This is a genomic window from Pedobacter sp. GW822-FHT03F06 (assembly GCF_058801365.1).
The window spans coordinates 129,852-154,875 of record NZ_JBXANE010000006.1 but is presented as its reverse complement, the minus strand read 5'-3'; the positions used below and the strand labels follow the sequence as shown (position 1 = coordinate 154,875).

At 39.2% G+C, this 25,024-nt stretch carries 18 protein-coding genes and 1 tRNA gene; 10 read left to right on the top strand and 9 right to left on the bottom strand.

Translation table 11 applies throughout. The annotated features are described in order from the left end of the window. The 6 genes from AC1RJ8_RS12140 to AC1RJ8_RS12115 form a co-directional block, all read right to left on the bottom strand. Complete coding sequence (locus tag AC1RJ8_RS12140) at nt 1–1,407, bottom strand: glycoside hydrolase family 30 protein (protein ID WP_492954120.1); 1,407 nt, start codon at nt 1,405–1,407, stop codon at nt 1–3. Between the two features lie 95 nt (nt 1,408–1,502). Continuing rightward, on the bottom strand, nt 1,503–3,032 hold the full coding sequence (locus AC1RJ8_RS12135; protein ID WP_492954121.1) for a RagB/SusD family nutrient uptake outer membrane protein: 1,530 nt from the start codon (nt 3,030–3,032) through the stop codon (nt 1,503–1,505). Nucleotides 3,033–3,045: 13 nt separating this feature from the next. Then, nucleotides 3,046–6,216, bottom strand: coding sequence for a SusC/RagA family TonB-linked outer membrane protein (locus AC1RJ8_RS12130; RefSeq protein ID WP_492954122.1), 3,171 nt, complete (start codon nt 6,214–6,216; stop codon nt 3,046–3,048). A gap of 260 nt (nt 6,217–6,476) precedes the next feature. Continuing rightward, a complete protein-coding gene (locus tag AC1RJ8_RS12125; protein WP_492954123.1) occupies nt 6,477–9,395 on the bottom strand; it encodes a ligand-binding sensor domain-containing protein in 2,919 nt (972 codons plus the stop codon). Nucleotides 9,396–10,002: 607 nt separating this feature from the next. Continuing rightward, a complete protein-coding gene (locus AC1RJ8_RS12120) occupies nt 10,003–10,662 on the bottom strand; it encodes a GDSL-type esterase/lipase family protein (protein ID WP_492954124.1) in 660 nt (219 codons plus the stop codon). Nucleotides 10,663–11,578: 916 nt separating this feature from the next. Next, a complete protein-coding gene (locus AC1RJ8_RS12115; protein ID WP_492954125.1) occupies nt 11,579–13,660 on the bottom strand; it encodes an FUSC family protein in 2,082 nt (693 codons plus the stop codon). 394 nt (nt 13,661–14,054) lie between these two features. On the opposite strand from AC1RJ8_RS12115, the gene AC1RJ8_RS12110 reads away from it, so the two are divergent. Both AC1RJ8_RS12110 and AC1RJ8_RS12105 read left to right on the top strand, forming a co-directional pair. Beyond that, nucleotides 14,055–14,699 (top strand): hypothetical protein, encoded by a 645-nt coding sequence (locus AC1RJ8_RS12110; RefSeq protein WP_492954126.1) that lies wholly within the window; start codon nt 14,055–14,057, stop codon nt 14,697–14,699. A 319-nt stretch (nt 14,700–15,018) separates the two neighbouring features. Continuing rightward, nucleotides 15,019–15,894 carry a hypothetical protein gene (locus AC1RJ8_RS12105; RefSeq protein ID WP_492954127.1) on the top strand — a complete coding sequence of 292 codons (876 nt, stop codon included), beginning with the start codon at nt 15,019–15,021 and terminating at the stop codon, nt 15,892–15,894. Nucleotides 15,895–16,243: 349 nt separating this feature from the next. Here AC1RJ8_RS12105 and AC1RJ8_RS12100 read toward each other — a convergent pair whose 3' ends face one another. Further along, complete coding sequence (locus AC1RJ8_RS12100) at nt 16,244–16,534, bottom strand: hypothetical protein (protein ID WP_492954128.1); 291 nt, start codon at nt 16,532–16,534, stop codon at nt 16,244–16,246. A gap of 343 nt (nt 16,535–16,877) precedes the next feature. Between AC1RJ8_RS12100 and AC1RJ8_RS12095 the strand changes: the two genes are divergently transcribed. From AC1RJ8_RS12095 to AC1RJ8_RS12085, 3 genes are all read left to right on the top strand, one after another. Continuing rightward, a complete protein-coding gene (locus tag AC1RJ8_RS12095; RefSeq protein ID WP_492954129.1) occupies nt 16,878–17,069 on the top strand; it encodes a hypothetical protein in 192 nt (63 codons plus the stop codon). Between the two features lie 202 nt (nt 17,070–17,271). Beyond that, complete coding sequence (locus AC1RJ8_RS12090) at nt 17,272–17,772, top strand: GNAT family N-acetyltransferase (protein ID WP_492954130.1); 501 nt, start codon at nt 17,272–17,274, stop codon at nt 17,770–17,772. Between the two features lie 18 nt (nt 17,773–17,790). After that, a complete protein-coding gene (locus tag AC1RJ8_RS12085) occupies nt 17,791–18,252 on the top strand; it encodes a MarR family winged helix-turn-helix transcriptional regulator (protein ID WP_492954131.1) in 462 nt (153 codons plus the stop codon). Between the two features lie 53 nt (nt 18,253–18,305). Here the strand turns inward: AC1RJ8_RS12085 and AC1RJ8_RS12080 are convergent. Continuing rightward, nucleotides 18,306–18,378 (bottom strand) — tRNA-Lys (locus AC1RJ8_RS12080). 144 nt (nt 18,379–18,522) lie between these two features. Here AC1RJ8_RS12080 and AC1RJ8_RS12075 point away from each other — a divergent pair. The 5 genes from AC1RJ8_RS12075 (at nt 18,523) to AC1RJ8_RS12055 (ending at nt 23,942) form a co-directional block, all read left to right on the top strand. Further along, nucleotides 18,523–18,966: a DUF3805 domain-containing protein gene (locus AC1RJ8_RS12075; protein ID WP_492954132.1), complete on the top strand. Its 444-nt coding sequence runs from the start codon at nt 18,523–18,525 to the stop codon at nt 18,964–18,966. Nucleotides 18,967–19,023: 57 nt separating this feature from the next. After that, nucleotides 19,024–19,791, top strand: coding sequence for a DUF2310 family Zn-ribbon-containing protein (locus AC1RJ8_RS12070; protein ID WP_492954133.1), 768 nt, complete (start codon nt 19,024–19,026; stop codon nt 19,789–19,791). 733 nt (nt 19,792–20,524) lie between these two features. Further along, on the top strand, nt 20,525–22,132 hold the full coding sequence (locus tag AC1RJ8_RS12065; RefSeq protein WP_492954134.1) for a hypothetical protein: 1,608 nt from the start codon (nt 20,525–20,527) through the stop codon (nt 22,130–22,132). Nucleotides 22,133–22,207: 75 nt separating this feature from the next. Further along, nucleotides 22,208–22,513 carry a hypothetical protein gene (locus AC1RJ8_RS12060; RefSeq protein WP_492954135.1) on the top strand — a complete coding sequence of 102 codons (306 nt, stop codon included), beginning with the start codon at nt 22,208–22,210 and terminating at the stop codon, nt 22,511–22,513. A 352-nt stretch (nt 22,514–22,865) separates the two neighbouring features. Continuing rightward, nucleotides 22,866–23,942 (top strand): FISUMP domain-containing protein, encoded by a 1,077-nt coding sequence (locus tag AC1RJ8_RS12055; protein ID WP_492954136.1) that lies wholly within the window; start codon nt 22,866–22,868, stop codon nt 23,940–23,942. A gap of 226 nt (nt 23,943–24,168) precedes the next feature. Here AC1RJ8_RS12055 and AC1RJ8_RS12050 read toward each other — a convergent pair whose 3' ends face one another. After that, a complete protein-coding gene (locus tag AC1RJ8_RS12050; RefSeq protein ID WP_492954137.1) occupies nt 24,169–24,744 on the bottom strand; it encodes a dihydrofolate reductase family protein in 576 nt (191 codons plus the stop codon). Nucleotides 24,745–25,024 lie beyond the last annotated feature (280 nt).

The window sequence follows — 25,024 nt, the reverse complement described above, 5'->3', positions numbered from 1 at the left end:
TTACCAGATATAAGTGGCTACAGATCCTTTATCGAGCGTTGCGACAAGTGTTTTGCCATTAAAGCTAATATTAAACGTAGTGGCATTTTTGCCGCTATTGGCTACGATTAAAACATGTTTGCCACCAGGTGTTTTAAAGGCAACATTTGGCAGATCGGTTAAATAATTTGTAGCTACCCGAACAGCGCCAGGCCGTACAAACTTAGAAGCATGGGCAATGGAATAATAAGCCAGGTTTCTGCTATAAGAATCTTTATCAATGGTTACTGCACCCTGGCACATCGAACAGCCGCCCCTATCGGTATAGGGTTTGTTTTCAGGATCGGCTGCCAGATTCCACTCCAATACATTTTTGCTCCAGTTTCTGGTAGCACCGATAACCAAACGACTAACCGGATTAACAATTTTAATATCCGCAGCATCTGGCTGTTCTACTACCATTTGCTCAGAAAAGTAAATGTTCTTATCAGGATGGGCATTGTGTACGTCAGTTAAAGCTTCTATCTTTCCTCCGTACAGGTGAAAGGCGGATCCATCGATATATTTTTTGGCTTCCGGATCGTCTAAAATGCTAATCGGGTAATCTGGCCGATCGGCATTATGATCGTAAACAATAATTTTGGTCTTAATATTGGCTTTGGCAAAAGCAGGACCTAAAAATTTCTTTACAAAAAACGCCTGATCTGGTGCAACCATGAGCAAGCTGGGGTTATTACCTGGGTGTAAAGGCTCATTTTGAACGGTAACCGCATCAATAGGAATACCTTCCTTTTGCATTTCCTGTACATACCTTACAAAGTACTTGGCGTAAGCATCGTAATATTCGGGTTTTAACATCCCGCCCCGGGCATCGTAGGTGGTTTTCATCCATAAGGGAGGAGACCATGGCGAACCCATAATTTTTAGCTTGGGATTTATGGCCAGGATTTCCTTCATTACCGGAATCACATCCACTTTATCCGGGCCAAGATCAAATTTAGCCTGTGTTAAATCGGTTTGTCCTTCGGGAAGGTCGTTATAAGAAAATACTTTTTCATTCAAATCAGAGGCGCCAATGCTTAGTCTGACGTAGCTTACCCCAATATTATTTCCATCAGTAGCAAATAACTCTTTTAATAAAGCCGCTCTGGCCTGTGCCGACATTTTAACAATATGCTGCGCACTTCCACCTGTTAAGGCATAACCGAAACCATCAATGGTTTGATAGGTTTCTTTGTCGTTTACGGTAATGGTTGGCAGATTGTTTTTAGCTACATTAAAACTTAATTTACTTGCCTGTTTGGCAAATAAAACAGATCGATCGGCTTTGGTAAGCCAAACTTCAGGCTGGTTTTGAGCAATAACAGCAAACGAAGAACAGGTAAAAACACAAATGATAAAAAGGCGAAAAAATTTGGTAGAAAGCATAGCTAAAAGATGAGCAGATTAAAAAAAACAGGAAGAAAGATTTCGCTTTCTCCCTGTTAACAATTAAACATTAAGCGTGTATAATAGATGAGCAACTATTTTGTTCCACCCCACTCTTTATTCTGCTCGATTTTGGTGTTGTTCAATTCGCCTTGCGGAATTGGGAATACTTCGTGTCGACCAGCAATGAAACCTTTCGAAGCCAATGTTGCAGCAGCTTTGCCCCAACGTACAAGATCAGGAAAACGCTGGCCTTCGCCTGCTAGTTCCAATCTTCTTTCTTTTTCGATGTTGGCCTGTGTTACGGCAACAGGATTAAGCCCTACCCTTGCACGAACGGCATTGAGCAAAGTATAAGCCCTTGAGCCTACCCCAACTGCTGCACCAGCATTCATCAAAGCTTCAGCCTCCATTAGATAGGTATCGGCCAAACGGATTTCATATTCGTCTATTCCGAAATTTAACTCTGGTGTATTTGCGGCTGCCTGGGTAGTTAAGCCCATGTACTTAGCAAAGAAATACCCTGTGTTATTGTATCCGGCAGTATACTTGGCAATGCCATTGGTTTGCAGACTATCTAGATTGGCTACCGTGGCCGCATTTCTCGGATCGAAATGGATGAAATCAAAAAAGGCCTTTGTAAATACAAGGAAACTATAGCCGCTAAAATAATCAGGAGCAGTAGAAACCGTTTTACTGTATCCCCGTGGACCCGTTGTGATGGACAGTAAATTACCTTCGCTATTACCTGCAGCAGACCAGTTGCCATTAGATTTATTGCTGTGTACAAACTCTATAATGGATTCTGAATTGAATTTATTGCTTGGTTTCCATAAATCGCCAAAATTAGGAATTAACTTGTAGCCATAAACTGAAGGCGAAACCCCAGGTGCGGTACCGTTTACCACAGCAAACTGATCGGCAGCTGCCTGCCATTTTTTCTCATACAATAAAACCTTGCCCAACAATGCCTGTGCTGCTCCTTTTGTTAGGCGGCCACCTTCTGTAGCAGCAGGAACTGTATTTGGCAATCCTGGTATTGCATCAGCAAGATCTTTCTCTACATATGCATATACTGCAGCAGGTGCGGCTTGGGTAACATTGTATAAATCTTTTGGATCAACAGTGCCTTCTATAATCGGTACATTTTTAAAGAAAGTAACCAGATCGAAGTAAAACGCTGCACGCATAGCTTTGGCTTCTGCAATGTATCTTGCTTTTAATGTCGCATCCATCGGGATGTCTACAATTTTTTGCAGCAGTACATTTACTCTATAAATTCCACTATATCCTCTGCTCCAAAGGTAACCCTGAGGGCCTGTGCTGGCATTAAGCGTATAATTTTGCATTACCTGCAAATCGTTAATATCACTTGGCCCCCCACCACCTGCCAACTGATCATCACCTGCAACACTCATTACCGCCGATTTATCGTACAAGCCACCTGATTGGTAAGCAAACCGATCATATATAGCCACCAATCCGGTAAAGGCATCAGCTTGAGTTTTATAATAATTATCTAGAGTTATACGGTCTTGCGGATTTACTTCCAAATCCTTTTTGCACGAACCCAACGTTACAGAAAGTACAATTGCTGTAAAGTATAAAAAATTCTTTTTCTTCATGATTTAAATTATATTAAAATCCAACATTTAAGCCAAACAAAAACGCCCTTGCCTGTGGATAAGCACCGCGGTCGATACCGTATTGTGCGCCACCACCAGAATCGGCAGTTACCCCTAATTCTGGATCGTAACCCGTGTATTTGGTTATGGTAAATAAATTTTCGGCAAGCACATAAACGCGGAGTTTTTTCATGCCCCATTTATTAATGATGCTGTTAGGCAATGAGTAACCTAGTTGCATTGTTCTTAATCTGAAAAAATTGCCACTTTCCAGGTACAGGTTAGTAAATTTAGAGTAGTTACCATTTGGGTCGCCATCAACAATGCGCGGAAGCGAGGCTCCGGTATTGCTTGGGGTCCATGCATCTAAATATTTGCTCTGGTAATTTGCAGTAGCAATATCTAACCTTCTTAAGCCCTGGAAAATCTGATTGCCGCCTGAACCACTTCCAAAAGCGGTAAAATCGAAGTTTTTGTAACCTAAATTAATGGTAATACCATAACTTACGGTTGGGTTTGGATTGCCTAAATAGGTACGGTCATCAGGATTGATGATGTTATCATTAGTTAAGTTGGCAAATTTTAAATCGCCTGGTTTTGCATTTGGTTGTAATTTGGTTACACCATCGGCCCCTAAATAACTGTCTACCTCGGCCTGACTTTGGAAAATGCCCAACGATTGGTAGCCATAATATTGCTGGTAAGGTAAGTTTAAACCTGTTCTGGTAATGTTTCCGAAATTCTGGAAAGTTGCGCTGTTATCTTCTAAGAAAAGGTTTCCGGGAAGTAACTGTGTAACTTTATTTTTATAAAACGAAATGTTTCCGTTTACACCAAAATCTAATTGACCGATTTTCTTTCTGTATCCCAACTCAATCTCTAAACCCCTGTTTTGAATGTCTGCTACGTTTTGCGCAAAACTACCATAACCCGCATATCCTGGGATTGGTGGATTTTGTAAAATACCCGTGGTTTTCTTGTCATAAATATCAACCGTTAAGGTTAAATTCTGAAACAACGTTGCATCGATACCAATATCTGCCTGACGGGTTTCTTCCCACTTCAAATCAGGATTGGCTGGAGCACCAGGGCTATACCCTACATAAACGGTTTCATTTGTAGAACCAAATACGTAATTACGATCTCCACCGGCGCCTACAATTGGGATATAAGGAAAATCGCCGATACCATCATTTCCGGTAACACCATAACTACCACGGATTTTCAGGAAAGTAAGTACATCATTTTTAGGGAAAAAGTTTTCTAAAGTAGGTACCCATCCTATTGACCCTGAAGGGAAGTAACCAAATTTATTATTGCCTCCAAACCTGGAAGATCCATCACGTCTGATCAAGGCAGAAAACAGGTATTTCTCACCATAGTTATACTGGATCCTCGAAAAAAGTGAATTGATTCTATGATCAGTACCATCGCCACCACTACTGTTTGTTCTATCCGCAGGCAATGCATTATACCTGAAAGATGCTTCATCGAAAGTTTTTGCTGGTACATTGTTGTACACTACAGTTGCCCTGCGCTGGTTGCCATCTTTATACTCACCATGGCCCAGCAAGAAAGTGAAATTATGCTTATCTATCACCTTGTTGTAGGAGATGGTGTTCTCCAGGTTCCAGTTAATTACATAGGTATTCTCTCTTGATAACGACGATTGGTTAATCGGCGTAGAGGTGTTGTAATACGCAATCGGGGTGAATGAATTACTTCCATAAAAGGCCATTTTGGTACCCAATGATGAACGGATGTGTAAACCTTTTATCGGTTCCAAATCAGCAAAAACGTTACCTACAATATTATGGTCGTAACCATAGTTTCCTAATCTGTTCTGGATCATAGCCAATGGATTCTTCATTTCCTGTAATACATACGGCGAAATCCCAAAAAGCTGGCCATCGCTATTTCTTGTTGCTGCGGCATTTTGTACCGGATTACCCGTAGCAGAAGGGAAAAAAGCCGATTGTGAAGAAGGGTCTGTAATAATCGAAGGCGTAATCGGATCTAAATTAATTGCCGAGCTTAGTACGCCACCAAACTCACGGTTGGTTTCACCAATACCGCTGTTTACACCATGGCTATAACCTAAATTTTCGCCAAATGTTACGCCTTTAATAGGTTTAAATGAGGTATTGATACGCACATTAGCCCTGTTAAATTTAGAAATAGGCGTAGCTACAATACCTTTGATATCGGTATAGCCAAAAGAGGTAAAATAAGATGCTTTATCACTTCCTCCAGATACACTAAATTCGTGGCTTTGCTTTGGAGCACTATCATTAAAAATCAAATCCTGCCAATCTGTCCCTGCACCTAATGCTGCAGGGTTGGCAAATGCCGGGGCTTTGCCTGCACTAACAAGTGCCTGGTTACGCAAGGTTGCATATTGAGTAGCATCCAACAAGTCTAATTTTTTAGCTGGTGCCTGAGTACCATAATAGCCACTATAATTAATGTTCAGCGTTCCTGCCTTACCTTTTTTAGTGGTTACCAAAATAACACCCGCAGCAGCACGTGTTCCATAAATTGCGGCAGAAGCACCATCTTTAAGTACCTCAATTGATTCGATATCGTCTTGATTTAAATAACCAATGCCACCTGCATCAATCACCACTCCATCGATTACCCAAAGCGGATCGTTCTTGCTGTTGCCAAAAGAAGTAAAACCTCTTAAACGCACGGTAGAGCTTGAACCTGGCTGACCAGAAGTAGCCGCAATAGTTAACCCCGAGGTTCTACCTTGTAAAGATTGCTCAATACGGACAACTGGCTGATTTTCGAGGTCGGAAGCCTTAACGCTTGAAATGGCTCCTGTTACTACACTTTTTTTCTGTGTACCATAACCCACTACAACCACTTCCGTTAAATCTTTCGAATCGGCAGTAAGCGAAACATTAATACGGCCGCCTGCCGGAACCGTTACCGTTTGCGTTGCCATACCAATTAAGCTGATGGTTAATTTACCGCCAACAGGCGCCTGAATACTAAAAACACCATTGGCATCAGTAGATGCAGCTTTGGTCGTTCCATCAAGCTTAACTGTTACGCCAGGTAAAGGGGCACCATTTTGTTCTGTTACTTTTCCTGTAACGGGAATGTCTTGTGCCAATAAGGCCAGCGGCAATGCCATGATACAGTAAATGAAGAATACGAATGTAAATCTTCCTCTCATAGAAATTAGTTTTAAGTTAATATTTGGTTATTTAATGACCTGGGCTTTTGGTCGCCCGTTTCATAAATCAAATCTAGAGAGGTGCAATGCATTAGCACAATTTAGCGCTACTACACAAACCATACAGCAGCACTCTATTAACCCAAAAAGAAGATTTTGAGGCCTACATAAGCCCTACAAGGCAAACGCAATTAAACTGAATATCAGATACTTAAACCGTTTTAACTAAAAACGTTCTTATTTGTAACGAAAACATTGTTTTAAGGCGTTTTTTGGCGGGCGATGCCGATCAGAAACTCATATAGATTAGTCTCGGGTTTAAGCTGAAGCTTTTTTCTTAAGCGATATCGGCCCACTTCGATGGCTTTAATGGTTACATTCATCAACTGCGCCATTTCTTTTGACGACAGGTTCATCGATAAGTAGGCACAAAATTTTAAATCGTTCTGACTTAAATCAGGATAAAGGTCTTTGAGTTTATTAAAAAATTCGGTGTTTACATGATTAAAGTGAACGCTCATATGATCCAGCTCCTGATCCTTCTTTTCCACATCTCTGATCAGCCTGATGAGGTGCCTGAAACTTGGCGAACTCTCATTAATATCGTGGTTTTTAATTACAGCCGATATCACTTCTTTAATTTTGGCCAATACCTTACCGCGTTGCACCAGGTGCATGGTCATGGTAGAAAGCTCTTTATTCTTATAATTTACATCGGCTTCTAACTTCTCGTTCTGCAGCCTAACAATTTCCTTTTCGTTACGATCCAGTTCCAGCTGATGCAGGTAACTCATCCGCTCCTGCTCTTTAATGTGTTTTCGCTTCTGCCATCTAATAATCAACCTAATTAACAGCACAATCAAAATCAGGTAAAAAATCCTCATCCATATGGTATTGTACCAGGCGGGCAGTACCACAAAAGTATAGCCTATCACTTCCGATTCATTACCTATATCTGTTCTTGCTTTAATATTGAAAGTATATTTGCCGGCAGGTAAATTGGTATAGTCCTTTTCGCTTTTCGTATTCCATGCCGACCACTCCTTATCGAAACCAACCAGCTGATAACTGAATTTAATATTTTTATCATGCTCGAACAATGTAGAGGAATATTCGAAATGCATTGAATTTAAATGATTGGTGTATTCTGGTATCTCGTTCTGATCCTGTTTGGCAGAAATTATACCCTTGGTTGTAAAATAGCCTCCAAAAACCAAACTATCTTTTTTACCAAGCAGTTTAATCTGTCCCAGCACTACAATTGGTTTGGTTATGTTTTCGATGTATTTTTCATAGTTAATATGATAGGCTCCCTTATTGGCCCCAATAAATATGTTCTTACTATCCAAGGGGTAAATAGATTCGAAGCCGCCTACTACTTTCCCATCTAACTCGGGCAGATAAAAAATACTAAAAGGATTCGATCCCGATGGCCGGCTAAAATCGATTACCCCTACCTTTTTATTGCTTACAAACCAAATGTTACCGTCGTTATCCTCCTTCATATACTGCACCGAAATACCCTTTATGGCATTGGCCAGTAATTTTAGGCGGACAAATTTTTTCTTCGCGTTATCATATTCATAAACGCCATCAACAGTTGCAATTACCACCCTATTTTTAATGTGGAACACGTAATTGTACAATTTAGAAGGTAATCCATCACGGTCGGTGTACATGGTAGTACGCAACACACGTTTATGATCGGGCTGTAATTCTATTTTATATACCCCATGGTAGGGGTGCGATGCCCAGATATGATCAGGGTTGTTATTATCTGCCACGATAAAGCGCAGCGGCTCATTTATACCGTCAACTCTTCCGCCATTGTTAAACAGCCCATCCTTATAGGTTAAACGTTGTAAACCCCAGTAAGTGCCTGCAATAACTTCGCTGCTTGGGTAAACCCGATCTAAGCTCTGGTACAACCAGGTACCTGGTAAATTGTAAAGCGGCTTAGCTACATTGTTCTGCACCAAAAGTGTACCCTCCTCGTGTGCTAACAACAGCTGGTTATTAATCTCATCAAGCCCCCAAACCTGTCCTTTGGTATTTTTTACCTCTTCAAAATTCGCAGTAGCATAACTTAAATCTTTGGCAGCGGGATTAACTTTTGTTCTATATAAACCGTTCGATGTACCGATGTAAACCGATTCGTCAAATTTTCTGAAGGCATAACTCGTAATCTGTTTATTACGGTCGGGGAAAATACTTTTAATGGCACTATTTATGGCCACATAAGCAATCCCATCGTCTAAAGCCAGCCACATGTTTTTATCCCTGTCCTGCAGAATCCCCCTTACATTGTTGTTCTGCAGTCCTTCCCTGTAATTGTATTTCTGAATCAGTTCTCCACCTTTATTCATAATATATACCCCGCCAGAGGTAGTACCTACTGCATATAGATTTTGATTGATCCTGTCGGCGAAATAAATCCGGTCGTTAAAAAACACATGATCAAGATTGGTTTTTAAGGGTTTAAGCTGATGGTTAATCAATAGAAAAAAACCACCCTTTAAGGTAGAAACCATCAAAGTATCGCCATTATAAGGCAAAATAGCGGTAACAGACGATTTCTTGAAAACCGGATCAGTACAAAAAGGTTTCCAAATTTCCTGCTCGTAAACCATTAAAACCGATTCTTCCGATTGGGCAAACACTTTGTTATTGGCTGTGCCCATAAATAACCAGGCCTTACTGGGTTTATAGTTTTTAATCACCCCATCCTTATAATGCAGGATGGCATTGTTCGACCTGAAAAAAACTTCATCATGAATAATCGAAATGTCCCATATATCAGCAAGTTTACGCAGGTTTTCGGGCAGCAAACCTAAAAGCGAAGTATATTTTAAAACGCCTTTCTCATTGGGGTAATAAAAACCAAATTCATCCTGTCCTCCTACATAAATCCGGTTTTTAGAGTCGATCCCGATGGAGCGTACAGAGGTATAATTAGGTAAGCGGAACAGGTTCCAATACCGGCCGTTAAAAGTAAGCAGCCCCTCATTGTTCCCAAAATAAAGAATCCCGTTTTTATCCTGTTTAACATCCCAGTTCTGCATACCCGCGTTATACTGCTCGTTATTGTAATTTACAATCTGCGGAATGCCCAAAAGATCCTGTGCTGATGCATAATAGCCCATCAGAAGAAAAGTAACAGCAAGCAGAAGTTTGTACATATGGTTAGGGGATGATTAGCACGCAATAATAAATATATAATTTTAATTCCGGTTAACATTACATACAACTATGCGCTGTTGTTAAACCAGGTCGCCCATTTCTTAGGGGGTAATGAAAAGCATAAAGCCAAATGTTTAGGTGCGCTAAGGTGACTAAGGTGGTAAACAATGATGTTTATTTTTTGAAGCGAAGTTCCTGTAGTGCTTCGGTGTGTTCCAGTCCCGCTTTCACTACAAGTCCTCACTCGTACCTCGCTCCGGGCTTACCGTTCAATCGGGGCTAGTTTATTGGGGGCAGCATAATAAAAATATAAACCCAAATCCTGAGGTGCCCTCAGCTGACTAAGGTGGTAAAACAATGATGCTTATTTTTTGAAGCGCAGTTCCTGTAGTGCTTCGGTGTGTTCCAGTCCCGCTTTCACTACAAGTCCTCACTCCTGCCTCGCTCCGGGCTTACCGTTCAATCGGGGCTATGGTTTAAGGTTGCAACTAATATCAAAGATGTGCAAAGGCGCTTAATAAGAGTGGTATGCCATTGTATTAAGATTAGCTTCGCTGAGCACTCCGTGGTTCCTGCCTGCGCAGGAATGACGAACTGAGCGCGAAATTACTTCAATAAGTGTCGCTCAACTGCTTTTCGCCAGATGGCATAACCCGCAGCATTCATGTGCAACATATCATCCACAAAAAGTTCTTGCCTAAGTTGTCCGTCTTTGGTTAGCATCAGCGGATATATATTAACGAATTTTGTATTGGCCTCTCCGGCTAAAAATTTCGCGATCAATGCGTTAGAAGCTACTGCCTTTTCTTTAAATTTATCCCTGCTCGGGCTTGGTTTAATAGAAATATAAACAATAGGCACCGTTGGTAACTTTGCCCTAATGGCCTGGTACAAACGGATGGTACGGTTTAAAACAGTATCTGGTGTAACCGTTTCGTTTGGTAAATCGTTCTCCCCCACATACAGTACAATCTGTTTTGGCTGGTAAGGAAAAACAACATCATTTAAATAATAGGTAATATCGTTTATTACAGCACCACCAATACCGCGGTTTAAAGCATTGTATTTAGCAAAAATCTGTGTACAGTCGTCCCACTTCCTGATGGATGAACTTCCTACAAACAACACGGGATGAACCGGTGGTTTATACATTTGATCGTACTTTTTAATGGTTTGCACATCATCCCAAAAATTAGGTTTCTTTTGGGCAAAAGCAGTTACAGTTAAAAAAGAAATCAAAAGAAAGCTTAAAAATGATCTTTTCATGCGGATAAGGATGTTTAAAGGCACACAATATACCAATATCCTGTTTTTTACAATCAATTCAATCAAATTTATTACGGTACGTGTGTAAAAAAATGAATTGAAGTTTTCTGTAGCGTAGTGCCTGATTCGCCTGCATTGAGTAATGCAGGCAAACAGGTCTTGTTATCATCAACTAACCAAACATATAATGATGAACAAATATAAATCTTTATTTAGAATTATTCTAAATAATTAACATTTATTAACTAAAAGAATAGTAACACGTTAATAATCAATTTATTTAATTTTAAAGAATTGCTTCACTACAAGACCTAATCAGTTTAAATGATAAACTATAAGCTTCTCCACGCTGAGTTTCTTTAGGACTATTAACGAATAATCCGTGATAATTAGTACAATATCATCTTTTCTTTAACCATTTAAGGCATATAGCTCAACAGCTAATGTATCGCTTGAAAATTGATAACTTGATTTTCTGCGCCGATCATCTTAAATCTGCGGTAGCGAATAAGCATAAGGGTTTCCCGCTGATATTGCGAATCTACGCAGCGTTAGTTCAAAGATCTCTCTGTTTCAGTCAGGGCGACGATTGATGATAGCGTTATAATTGCCTTGAGTTGCTTCCATGATTTGTCATCCTGAGCGGAGTCGAAGGATCTTTTCCAATTCGTTACGCTTAAAATAAACCTTGAAGGTCTTCGACTACGCTCAGACTGACAAACAATTTAATTTTAGCCCCACTACTCTGTCCTTAGAGTTAAGCGTAGCGTCTCTAAGGATACAAGAATAAAATTGAGTTTATAAACTCAATTGAACGAGTCACAGACTCTTTTCTATTATTAATCCGTAGAGCCCTTCGGAACTCTACGGACAGACAAGGGGTCTTCGACTCCGCTCAGACTGACAAACAATTAAATTAACCCCTAAATGCAGCACTAAACTTCCTGAAATCGAACGATAAAGCTGCAATATGCGCCAGTTTTTGCCTGGTAGAATGGTCATCATGATCAACATCTATTATATTAACATGAGGCACAGCATCATTTTTTAGCACCTCTCCGGTACTGAGGTTGCTTACAATCTGGCTAAGCAACAATGGGTCGGCCTGTTCGGGTTTATGGTTAAGTGAAAGGTATATAGAAGTAATAATTGCATTGATCTGGTAAATGGTCGACTGTATGCCATACAAACCATTAAAATCGATGTGTTTCCGCATCGGCTCCTGGCTGGCCGACTCAATCGCTTCGCTTAATGAAGATAAACTCAGGTTAGCATTTTTCCTGGCCATGCGCGAAATATTCTCATCCAGGTTCTCCTTCCTTTCTATCGCCACCTCCAAATAGTGCAAACTATCTTTTGTGGCTTTGCTTATTTTCGCTTTCAACTGGCGGCTGTCCCAGATGGGAAAAAGATAAGTGGCAAAAATAGCGATTACACAGCCCAGCACCGTAAATATAATCCTGTCGTGTACAATATGATCGAAATGGCCCTGGTAACTGCCCAGCGTTAAAATTACAGCAGGGGTAATAAACAATACACTTACGGTATAATTTAGGCGGTTAAAGGCATAAAAACCCAATAGAAAAATTACTGAGAACGAAAGCAGCACCGCCGGGCTCTTTACAAAATAGATGATGATCAACCCGATTACAACGCCCCCCATACTCCCCTTTAAACGCTGTAAGTTGCGTTTCCAGGTAATCGAAAACTTAGGCCTTGCCACAATAACCAGGGTGAGAAAAAGCCAGTAACTGTATTTACTCGGTTCTAATTGCCAAATGAGCAGGAAACCAAACAGAAAACAGATGGCCAAACGCAGCGAAAACCTAAAAATTGGCGACTTTAAAGTCAGGTGCTCCTTAATCGAAAAGCGATCGCCGGTAACAAACAAGGGATATGAAATCGATCCGCTTAATTCTTGTAAGTGTTTCTCAGGCCTGCGCTCGTTGCCCCTAATCATTTCGATAATGCGTACAATATCGTTCATGTTCGAAACCACCTTCAGCACAATTTTACGCTGGCTTTCGCTTAAATTTTCCATCTCCTGCAACAGCATGACGCGTTTCTGGTAATATTCGATATTGGTGGCCACTTCTCCTTTATAAGCCTTTGCCGACCGAACGTGCCTGCCCAGTTGTTCCAGCTCTTTGGCCAGCAATTCAATTAAGCTGGCAATCAGTTTCAGGCTCGGGCCAGTTGCCAAAGTTTTTCGAACCAGAGCATAATCGTAATGTACGGCATTCAACTGTTCATACAAATCGATCAGTAACCGCGCCCTTTCCAACAGCAGCTGACCTTTGGGGTTATCGGGGTTCATAGCGTACTTATCGGTAAGCAACAGATTGCGGATCAACTCGTGCTTCTGGTTCACCTTAATGTGCAGTTTTATGGCCTCCTTTTGTTGCAAATCAAGCGGAACATCCACATCGTAATTCTTCGCTTTGGCATTCAAAAATACCGCACTGCTCATCAGGCATTCGAAAATGGCATGGTGAAGCGAGCGGTAAGGGCGGATTAAAATCTGAATTAAACTGATCACATAATACCAAACCCCACCAAGCAAGATATAACTGCTAAAATACAGCGATCGTTCAGGGTGAAGCCCCATCACAAAGGTACATACAATCAGCGCCATGGTGCCGATCAGTGATAGTTTCTGTCCATATACGGCAAACATCGAAAAGCTGAAAGCCGCGATAACCACTACAATCGCAGTGAGGTAAACATGATCTAAAACCGATGAAACCACCAGCGTAGTGGCAAAAAAGACGATTATACTCGATAACGCTGTTTTCAGTTTGTTCAGTCGGTTATCGGGCAAATCGGTCAAACTGATTAACAAAGCACCAACCCCTATTCCCTTGGCCGCCTCCGGATTGCCCAGGTAAAAGAATAAAATAATGGGCAATACTACGGTAATGGTGGTGCGCAAGGCATCGGAAAAGTACTCGCCTAAAAAGAAATACGAAATGCTAGAGCCGATGCTGTTTTTGCCCATGTATATGTTAACGAATACTAATAATTGATAAAAGCTGCAAAGATAATAGATTTATAATGCATGCATAGCAAATATTGCACAAAACCAGATACCGATCTGTTCTTTGGGTTTTAGAAGCGTAATTCGTATTCGTAACTTATCTTATGTATTACTCGTAGTGACGCTGCGCTGAACACTAAGGATAGGAGGTACTTTGTTAAATATCTATCTGTCCGAATTCTAGAAAGCACAAGTCAACCAACAACACTACCCCGCCCGCTAAGACTCGCGTTATATGCGACTCACAAATTAAAAGTCTGTTGCTTTTCAACTGAGCCAGAAACCTAGTTGAATAAACATAAGGTAAAATTGGATAATTTAGTATATTGGTAACTTAAAACTAAACTCTCGTAGAATGACAAGCACAAATTTTGGCGGTAGCTCATACTCTTTAAGTAACCTTCCTAATAAATGTCCATATTGCCATCAGATGATTATACCGAACCCTATATCAGGGCATAAACGAAGTGGAGGAACAATAGATGTTTTCTTCAACTGTCCGGACATAACCTGCAACAGGAGCTTCATAGGTTACTACAATTACAGAACCAACTCATATGCATGGAACGGAAACACTTCAATCGGTAATATAAATGAACGTGAATTTACTTCTATAATAACAAACCTTTCTCCCAACTTCAATCTAATATATAACCAAGCATTTCAAGCAGAACAATATAATTTACTAGAAATTTGTGGTGTAGGATATAGAAAAGCATTAGAATTTTTAATAAAGGATTATGCTATTTCTTTGAATCCAACAAAAGAGGATTTAATAAAAAGTAAGCTGTTAGCACCCTGCATAAAAGATTATGTTGCAGATGAACGAATAAAAAAAGTTGCTCAACGTGCTGTTTGGTTAGGTAATGATGAAACACATTATGTTCGAAAATGGGAAGGAAAAGATCTCCAAGATTTGAAATCGTTAATTGATTTAACTATTCATTGGATTGAAATGGAGGAATTAACTAAATCAATAATTAATGATATGCCGGAATAAAAGATAGGTGCAAGTTACATAATGTAGGTATTCATCTTTTGCTGGTTTACACCTTGTCTTATGGGAAAAGAATAAAGGACTGAAGAATAAACATCCTAGCGCCCGAGACTTGTGCAAAGGACTGATTTGTGCTTTAAAATAACCTTTTAGGAAAAATTATCTATCCAAATTTTAGAAAGCACAAGTCAACCAACTCCACTATCCTACGCGGTAAGACTCACGCTAGAATGGGAATAAATTTTTCACTAAAAGCCTTGAAGCGTTTTATAGGTTACTTTCTGAAGCTTAAAACATCAACAATAGAAACGATTGTATAACTATGAATATATACTTAAGAGATGCAGGATTCTTTATTAGAGAGAGTTCTAGATTAATTTCCGACTCAATCGAAAAACCACAAGCCATACAAGCCATATTTAATCTCGCTTTAGGAATAGAAAGAGTTTTAAAAGGTATTTTATACAATGTGAACCCTGTATATGTCCTAATGGATCCAACTTTTAATAATTCACTTCAAGCACTCTATAAGGGTAAATTGATCAATAATACTGATGGACACACAGAGCTAAATAAAAATACAAATACAGATGTAATTACCTTTAAAAACTCTTTGCTACGAGCGCAAGCTGTTTCAGAAACGACATTTAACAATAAAAACCTTTTATTTACAATTGCAAATGCACGTGATATAATAGCCCATAATGACCTAAATCTACTAGAGATAGATAAACTCATAAAACTTTTGAAGAGAGATTATTATCAATTGATTTCAAATTATTGTTTTGAGCTAAATATATCTCGTGGTAAATATTTTGATGGCTATCAAATTAAGTTATCTGAACTTTCATCAAAATACAGTGAAGATATGGGTCAAAAACTAGAACTAAAATATGTTGCACACAGAGAAAGATGGCACATGCTACAACTTACAACTGGTTTTAAAGAAATGGCAGATAAAATAACTGAAGAAATATTAACATCACCAGGAAAATCTCCAATAGAATGCCCTGCCTGCAGCAATACTGCTGTAGTTTACTCAAAATTCATAAAGGAATTTAATCCTTTCGAAAATAAAGAAATAGTTGTCGGATCCAAAGTCGCCGAATTAAGATGCCGTTATTGCAAACTAGATATCAAAGATTACAAAGAATTAGATTATTTAAAGCTTGATAACCAAACGATGGAATCAGAATAGCAGTTAATTAATGGGTTGAATGAACTAGTATTGCTAATCCTAACTATTCTAGTGCTAGCCTTTTCACTCTAGCCCATGCAACGCTTAAGACTTGTGTCTTCAGGAGGCAAATAAAAATCACGATCAAAAACTAACCCAATGGATTGTATCTTGAATATCTAATAGCATACTGTGGAGGTTAGTTTTAGAAAAAAACAAATGAGTTAGGCATGATACGATCTTCTTTTAAGGGGGATAGTCATTGTGAAGCCAATTTTTTATTGAACGAAGCAATCTTAAAGCGATGGCTGTAAACCCAAAGTTGTAAGATTGCTTTGTACCTAGCAATGACGAATTTATATTATTTTTTTTAATCCCTATACCCATCCCTAAAACTATAATGCGTTTGTGCATTACAGATTACATAATCGATAATTTCGATGTTTAGCTTTGCGCAGGTATTAAAACAGGTGCTTACAAAAAGTTCATCGAGTGGGTTAACCTTAATGCTTTTCACATCGCAATAGTTTAAAACAAGTACACCATAGGCATTACAGGCAACGGCCAAGCCCGCCAGTTGCTGTATGCAGTTAATCGGTTTTGCCTGTTGCTTTAGTTTGTGCCAGCAAAAAACCTCGTGGCTTTGGTTTACAAACAGCACATACCAATCGCAGGCTTTACCGGATGATGGTTTGCCACGGAGAGATTTTAGTTTTGAAAACGAACTAAAAAGATTGCTTCACGCCACCACAACAGCCCTACCCTTCCGTTCGCAATGACGTATTTTTTCAACTAATTTACCCCCTCTTGTACTTCTCCACGCCCTTTGCGCGCTCTTCTTCCCGACCTTTGCGGTTAAAAAAATCGACGTATGTTAACGTTGATTCGCCCAGACTTCCGACCCCGGTCACCCGACTCCCGGCTAATCAAAATCCCTCTTTTAACAATTAACAAAACAATTGCCTTTTAAAAAGAATTATATAAATACACCTATAACAATTGATATGAAAACGAAATTAATAATCTTAGTAACCGCCTTTGGTTTAGCATTGTCAGCATGTAGTGGTAAAAAAGCCGATCAGGAAAACGCTGATAGTACGTATAAATACACCGACACCAACAAGGTGATTGACAGTGCCAGTACTGATTCTATAGCAGATTCGACTACCAATGCCCCTGCTGATGTAAAACATTAAAGGTAATAAACAAACAAAAACGCTCATGCCGAAAAGTATGGGCGTTTTTTTATGCCCGAACGTAATTTATAATAGCGATGAAACGAAAACCAAAGAATCTCTTCTTTTTTAAAAAATGAGAATATAGTTGACAATTTCAACTATATTCAGTTACTTTGCAATAGTTGATCTTATCAACTATATGACACATAGAAGTATAATTATGACACCAATTTCATTTGCAGACATCAGGATCAGAACAACACTGCATCCGGGAGACTTAGGCTATATCGCCTATATCCATGGGTACTTATATGCCAAAGAATGTGGTTACGGCCTCAGTTTCGAAGGATATGTGCTCGACGGCCTGAAAGATTTTGCTAAGGAATACGACCAGGAAAAAGATAGGATTTGGATATGCGAACACGACGATAAAATAGTGGGTTGCCTTATTGCACATTGTCGCAACGACGCATTACAGTTCCGATACTTTATTTTCCTTCCCGAATATCGTGGTTTGGGGCTAGGCAAACACCTGATGCAACAGTTCATTGCTTTTATGAAGGAAAAGGAAATAAAACATGCGTTTTTATGGACTACCGAAGAACAACTTACTGCTGTATCTTTATATACGAAGTATGGATTTCAATTAACTGAAGAAAAAACATCCAATAGTTTTGATAAGCCGCTTAGAGAATTCCGATACGACCTTTTATTCAATTAATTGCCAAATCAGTTTATTATGGAAGACAAATTAAAAATTGTAGACGAAATCAGAAGTTTTAACCGGTATTACACAAAATTGCTGGGCCTTCTAAATAATCATTTGCTCAATAGCAAATATTCTCTTACTGAGGCACGGATACTTTATGAAATACATGCTCGCGAAAAAGTTACCGCAACACAGATCGTATCTGCGCTTGGAATTGATAAAGGGCAGTTAAGCAAGGTTATGAGGCACCTTGAAAAGTACGGGTTAATCACCCGGAAGGCTTCTGAAACTGATGGAAGAGTGATACTCATTTCACTCTCACCCTCAGGCAAAAAAGTTTATAACGAACTCGATGCCGCATCTAACCAACAAATTAGTGATATGATTTCGGTTATACCAGAAGGTAATCAAAAGCAATTAACCGCATGCATGCAGGAGATCAAAAAGATACTGACCAATTCGTCTACAGAAGACCTTAGAAAGCAATCTTAATTTCAGTGCAAACAATGAGACAAACTCATCTCTTTTAGATTTGTCGCCACAAGTGACCCCTCAGGGGTTCGAACCCTGGACCCACAGATTAAGAGTCTGTTGCTCTACCAACTGAGCTAAGAAGTCTGGTTTAATAAATATAAGATTTGATGGGGACATTAGAAAGATTTAACCAAAGTTATTTATACCAATAAGATCATACTGAAGCTACAGTTATGTTGGGCCTTTTTTACTTAATTTAGCTTTTAACAAAGTAGGATAAACAACACTATGAGTAATTATATTTCTAGGAGTGGGTGGTTTAGCTTCACACTAACTAATGGTTGGACAGCATACGATGATGCGGAAGATTCTACGGATGCTTTCTGGAATGAAGCGGAAACCTCATGGACTGGTAATTTTAGGATTACAACTTTCCAGTGGCCAAATGTAACTGACTCAAATGTGGATAAAGCTAGTGAATATATTACTACTGAGGTTTTGGAAAATACAGGTGCACAGAAAATTATCTTAGGTGAATACAACTGCGCGCATTACAAGAGAGAATTTCAACAAGAGGGAGACCACCAAATTATTTATTATTGGATAACAGGAAAGCAAAATGATATATTTATCTGCACATTCTCAATTGATAAGGAACAGGAGGCAATGCCGATTAATACAAGGGAACTAACATCTGTTCAAAATATGATCGCCAGTATCAAAATCATTTAGAACGATTGATTTTATTTATTTACCAATTTGCCAACTTATTAGCAAGACAAAGACAGCATGTACATTCAAGAAATATCAATTGATATAAAGACAAAATTGGATAAAGACGAGCTCATTGATGAATTTGGTATACTAATGTCTTTTTATCGTGGAAATGGACAGACACAAGGAAGAATAGAATCACAGTATATTAAAAACGACAAAATAGTTTGTTTGCCTTTCACGCTTGAGAAAAATTCTCTTGACAAGAAATTCAATAACTTCTATGTAAATAGACAAACAAAAAAAATTGAAGATCTGTGTAACTCCAGGCTGAGCTATAAAACTATCGGCAAGTCGTATGGCAGTTACAAATCTCCTTGCAAATGTAAAAAGTCTCACTTCTATATTCTGATTACAAATTATATCACCATTGAATCTCCATTAACTTGTGGGACTTGTAACCAATCAGTACCACTTTATAGATTACCAATTTATTACGATCATGGCTATATGCCAATTTTAAGCTGGGAAACGAATTATATTTCCTGCGACAGTTTACAAATGAATTGTGAAGTTGGAGAACGTTGGGCGCTAAATCAGATGCAAGAAATTAAATCCCAACTATCCAGGCAAGGACTTGAAATTTGCAGAAAAATCGAAGAACTGACTTCAATTCCAACTTTTTATTATTTACATAATTACAAGAAATATAAAGGAGATCAGCTGACAAGGCCTTGTCCGGGTTGCAACAAGAAATGGAATTTAAAAACACAACTAAACGATCAGTATGATTTTAAATGTGACGAGTGTAAAATAATATCAACAATATCGCCAAACGTTTAAAATGCTTTTAATAAATTGATACGCGAATCTCACTAATGGCTTAACGAATTGTGTACGGTAAATACACAAGTCATCACCCCAAGCGCCTGCACGCTAAGACCTGCGCCAGTAAGGCTTATGCTTTTGATACATTAATCTCACTAAAAATCTTAACGGGTTAGATGCCGTATATACACAAGCCGTTCATCACGCTGCCTTGTGCACGAACACTCCCGACGCTAAAGAGTTAACAGTTAGGAGGTAATATTTACTGATTTACTTCGGGCTTTGTTCGGCTACAATTGTAACAACGCTGTCAGAAGTCCGAACCAACTCCGAACCAAGCCCGTCTCAACCCTCGATCGGATAAAACGATTTTACCTTTATTTCTCTCCGCCTTTACACTGAAAGTAACTCGATAAATGATTACCACATTTATGATAGGATAGAAAACGTAATCACATTAACAAATTCATTTCCCAAATTTCTTGATACATTTTTAATCAGTGGTGTTTTCGATGGACTGTACACCTGGAGAAAAAACGTTGAAAGATTGACAAAATAAAATTGGCTTTAGCTAGATTTACGTCAAACTCATTAAAAAAAAATTAATCACAGAAATAATATTTAAATTAACCCTTATGCTCAATTTATCAGTTCTAAATATACACTTACTCATTAAAGGGATTTCGCGCCATTCAAATCGAAAATTTGACAAAAGAAGAGTTGTTTAAATTAGTTTGCGCATAATTATATGAAGACCCTTTTTAATGTATTAACCCTACTCATTTTGGCAGCAAATTTAGCCAGTGCACAAACCATGGATGTTTACGAAAAACTCATCGCACACAATCTGATCGATAAAACCCAGATAAAAGAATTTGATGAGTTTTACAAGAGTAGTAACATAAAATCTAATCCAGGCTATTTATATGCGCTCTTTCAGATCGAATACAAGAAATTAAAAGGAGAAAAGTATTCTGAATTTAGCACATACCTGAACTTTAGTGAAGAAAAAATCAAACCGGAAGAACAAATAAAAATCAACAAAGATTTAACGGTTTACCTTTCAAAACTGAAATCATGTAGTATCATTAATAAAATTGAATATCAACAGTTTAGAACCGAAATCAGTAATAACAAATTTGCACACTTCCTCGAGCTCTTGCTGGCTATTACCGCACAACTTGCCTTACAGGAATATATGAACCCTGAAAAATTAAAAGTATTTGCCAACAAACTAAAAAGCAAAGAAATTGTAAGTGTTAAATACGACCAGCTTATTTCAGCTATCAACAAAGGGCAATTGCAAAACCCTATCGATTTCCTGAATTATTGCAACAAGGCTGTCATTATAAACGACCACGACTATGCAAACGAACCAGAAAAATATCTTGAACAAATCCATAAAAAAACAGCAAGCATTTTTCCAGAACTGGCTTTTACAGACTTTCAGTTCCAGATTGTACTAGACAGTACATTATCTGATGATGAAAGTAAATTTTACAACTTTATTGTTTCATTAAAATCGAACGGCAAGAAGTATAAACAAAAAAGTCTTTATCGTTTGTACAGCCAAACTAAAGACCAATATTTTGGAGACAAAATAGACCAACAAGAATATTATAAAATCTTCAATAAAATTTTGGCAGATCTGCAATCGCCATACCGGCTACACGAAGTAAAAGCCGATCAGGGAAATGCCGTTACCTGGAAAGTATTTGGAATAATCGCATTAGCCAAAGAACAGGCAGACGCATTGCGTAGTGGAGATGATTATTATTCGCCCAGTTACGAAAGTTTTAAGAACACTTTAACCAGTAAAAATATAGCTAAAGCAATCGAAGAATATGAGAAAATAGGATTGCTTTCTCATTTAACAGCTGCCCAAATTGAAAAGGCAAAAGAAACAGTTTCTGAACAGGAGAATATTAATCTGAACGATGTACTTTTGGCTTTTCCCGAAATTATACATCAGTTCGATACGGAGTTGGCGAACCTCGAAGCGCCATATGATGAATTAATAAAAGAATATCAAAAAATTTCGCATCAGGATTTTAACCCAACTGAAGTTTCAGACAATTTTGACTTAGAAAAAAACAAAGAAGTTGTACTCAGATTTAAACTAGGAGAAAAATTATACAACGGAAAATTTAAAATTGAGAACGATTGGATTGATCCAAAGTTTTTCGATTTTATTAAGGCGGTAGTGACAGAAAACAAACTCAAAGGACAGTTTTACGAACTTTATACAGGCGGGCAGGAAGCAAGCATTATCTATCTAGCAAAAGACCAATACGAATATTTAAGAGCAAATAAACTCCTAATATTTGGCGACGAGTGGCAGGAAGAAGAGGAATAGTGCTCTCAATAGCCGTCGACTATGGATATAGAACAATAATTTCATATGAAGAAAATGTAATTGACAAGAAAAAAGATGGATCAAATTGAAAATTATTTACAGAGAGCCTGGTCGGACGGAGTTTCCAATATAAACATCGAGGATGTTAAAATTGCAATTGAAGAGCTAAAAAAAATGGATGATGAGCACGGAGCAATTTGGGTAAGTGTTATTAAAAATGATGAGAATGTGATCGAAGTTAATAAAGACTTATCTATCGCTGTTATCTTCGAAGAACGGGAGCCCATAAATGCAAAATTAAATTCGTGGCAAGAAGTAATTGATCTTTACCAACTTCTACTTGACCAAAAATTTGACGATGTCATTAATTCACTTGGATAAAAAAACTGATCAACCCATACGCAAACTTCAGTTTTATGTTGTTTTATTGATTCGTTATCTAGCGCAAGTCTTAGCGCCCTAGCCTAAGCAAAGGCCCGACTTGTGTTTTCATTAAATATAGAACAACTTCAATCCTTCCACCCCATGGCTAAGCTATCAAACAGATTGCTTCACGCTCCCTCACCAATCCACCCTTCCGTTCGCAATGACGAATCGGCTCGATTTTAGAACCCCAAACTTCACTACTTCGTCTCCTAACTTCTCAAACCCTCATCAAAATATACCCAATAAATGGTATTGACGCCCAGTAGGGTGATTGGGAAATTTGCCAATAACAAACAAACTATAAAGCATGAAAATAAACAAACTACTATTAATGGCAGTGCTTGTGCAATTGGTTACGATATCCAATTTAATTGCGCAGGTAAAGAAATCGCCAGCCAAAACGGCTGTTCCTGTTAAAACCAAATATGGTGCATTGGCTATAGACCGATCCAATGGTTTTTATTATGGTTTTTCATTCGATCAGCCAAACCGGGCAGAAGCTGAGAAGAGAGCGGTTGACGAATGCAACAAACGCGGTGGATCTTGTAGCATTGTGCTCACCTATTCGGGTACAGGTTGTGCAGCATACCGCACCATAAACGGCAATGTGGGCACCGCATTTGGCTGGGGCATAGCAAAAACCAAAGAAGAGGCCGATGCAATAGCAACTAAAGAATGTTTAAAAAGAAGCGGCGGCATACAACCTACTAACTTTGTTTGGAGCTGTAATGCAGCACAAGCGGCGCAGTTAAAAGAATTGTACAATGCCTCGCCAGAAATTACAGGGCCGGTAAAAATTGGCAACCAGGTATGGACAAGCACCAATTTAAACGTGAGCACCTATAGAAACGGCGAGCAGATTTATTATGCGGCCAACCAAAAAGAATGGGAAAAGGTAAGCAGGGAAAAAATTCCGGCTTATTGTTACCTTAATTTCGACAGCAGTAATGAAAAAAAATATGGTAAGCTGTACAATTTTTATGCAGTTACCGATCGCCGCGGCTTAGCGCCTGCCGGTTGGCATGTGCCCAGCAGCAGTGAATTTTTAACGCTTATTTCGGCTTTAGGTGGAGAAAAGGTAGCCGGTAAAAAAATGCGTGGTACTACTGGCTGGGACGTAAAAGATTCGTACAAATTTGCGCACGGAAATGGTGATAACTCATCAGGTCTCAATTTATTGACCAATGGCAGTGCTGGTGGTGATGAATATGGTGGCGGCCAATCTTTCAAGTACGGGGTATGGTTAAGCTACTGGTGGTCGAGCACGACCAAATCAAGCGGCGACAGCTTTGCCTACTACCTTGACTTTAACAAATACAGCGAACCGCGTGTAACCGACTACAGTAAGACCACAGGCGCCGCGGTAAGGTTAGTGAAAGATTAATTTCCCGTATCGCACCAATGCATATTTCGAAACCTAAAGGTTAGAAATCGCTTAATCAACTGGGAATGACGAAAGTTCCCGGTTGATTTTGTTTAAGGGCCTAACAAACCACACACCTTAAAAGTGACATTTGACCACATAAGGAATTGAAGGAATATAAGCCAACAGGCTTCTGTTCGCAATGACGTTTCAGTCCCCAAACGCCAAACGCTTAACTCCAAACTAATTAACTTCCCAGCTCCCCAACATAGCGATAAGTATTCAGCTGCACCCCTGTTGACGTAGTTTTCGTGCTTACAAAAGCTAGTTCGCGCGCATCAGCAGTGTCCGAAAAGAAACGTTTGCCCGTGCCCAACAATACCGGGTATACCATCAGCACAACCTCGTCAACAAGTCCATGCGCTAACAGCACAGCTACCACTGTTGAACTTCCATACACGATCAGATCAGGACCCGCTGTTGCTTTGAGTTCGCGAATACGCGTTACGATATCTGTGCCTAAATCTTCAACCGGTCCCCATTCGAGGCTGTCGGGCCTATGCGTGGCCACATATTTTTTGCCATTATTTAAACTGTTCGCCATTGGATTATCGCCAGCCTTTGGCCAGTACTGGGTCCAGCTTTCGTAGGTTTTACGGCCAAGCAGCAGATCAATGTTAGTGCCCTGTGCCTCCAGTACGGCGGCCAACCCCTCCAGGCTCCGGTAAGGTGTTGTCCATCCGCCATGTGCGAAATCCTCGCTGTTTTCGTGCTGCATCACGCCATCAAGCGAGATGTGTTCCATTATTCTGATCTTTCTCATCTAATTTCCTATTGATTTGATGATGATAAAGTTACAACGGAAGCGCTATGCAAATGAGGGGTAATCGTGACAATATCAAGGCGTTTTTATGACTATTTGAATTTATTTATGGGTTAATGGTTAACTGAAAAGGCCAGCTGGAAATAGTAAAGAATTTAGAAACGATGGGTGCTGTGCTTTTCGGGCAACGCAGCCCCGCCATTCGCTACAATCTTTTTGTTACTGTTATCCTGAATCTATGGAAGAGGCAACAAAAAGGATTTCCGCTGCTGTCGGGTTT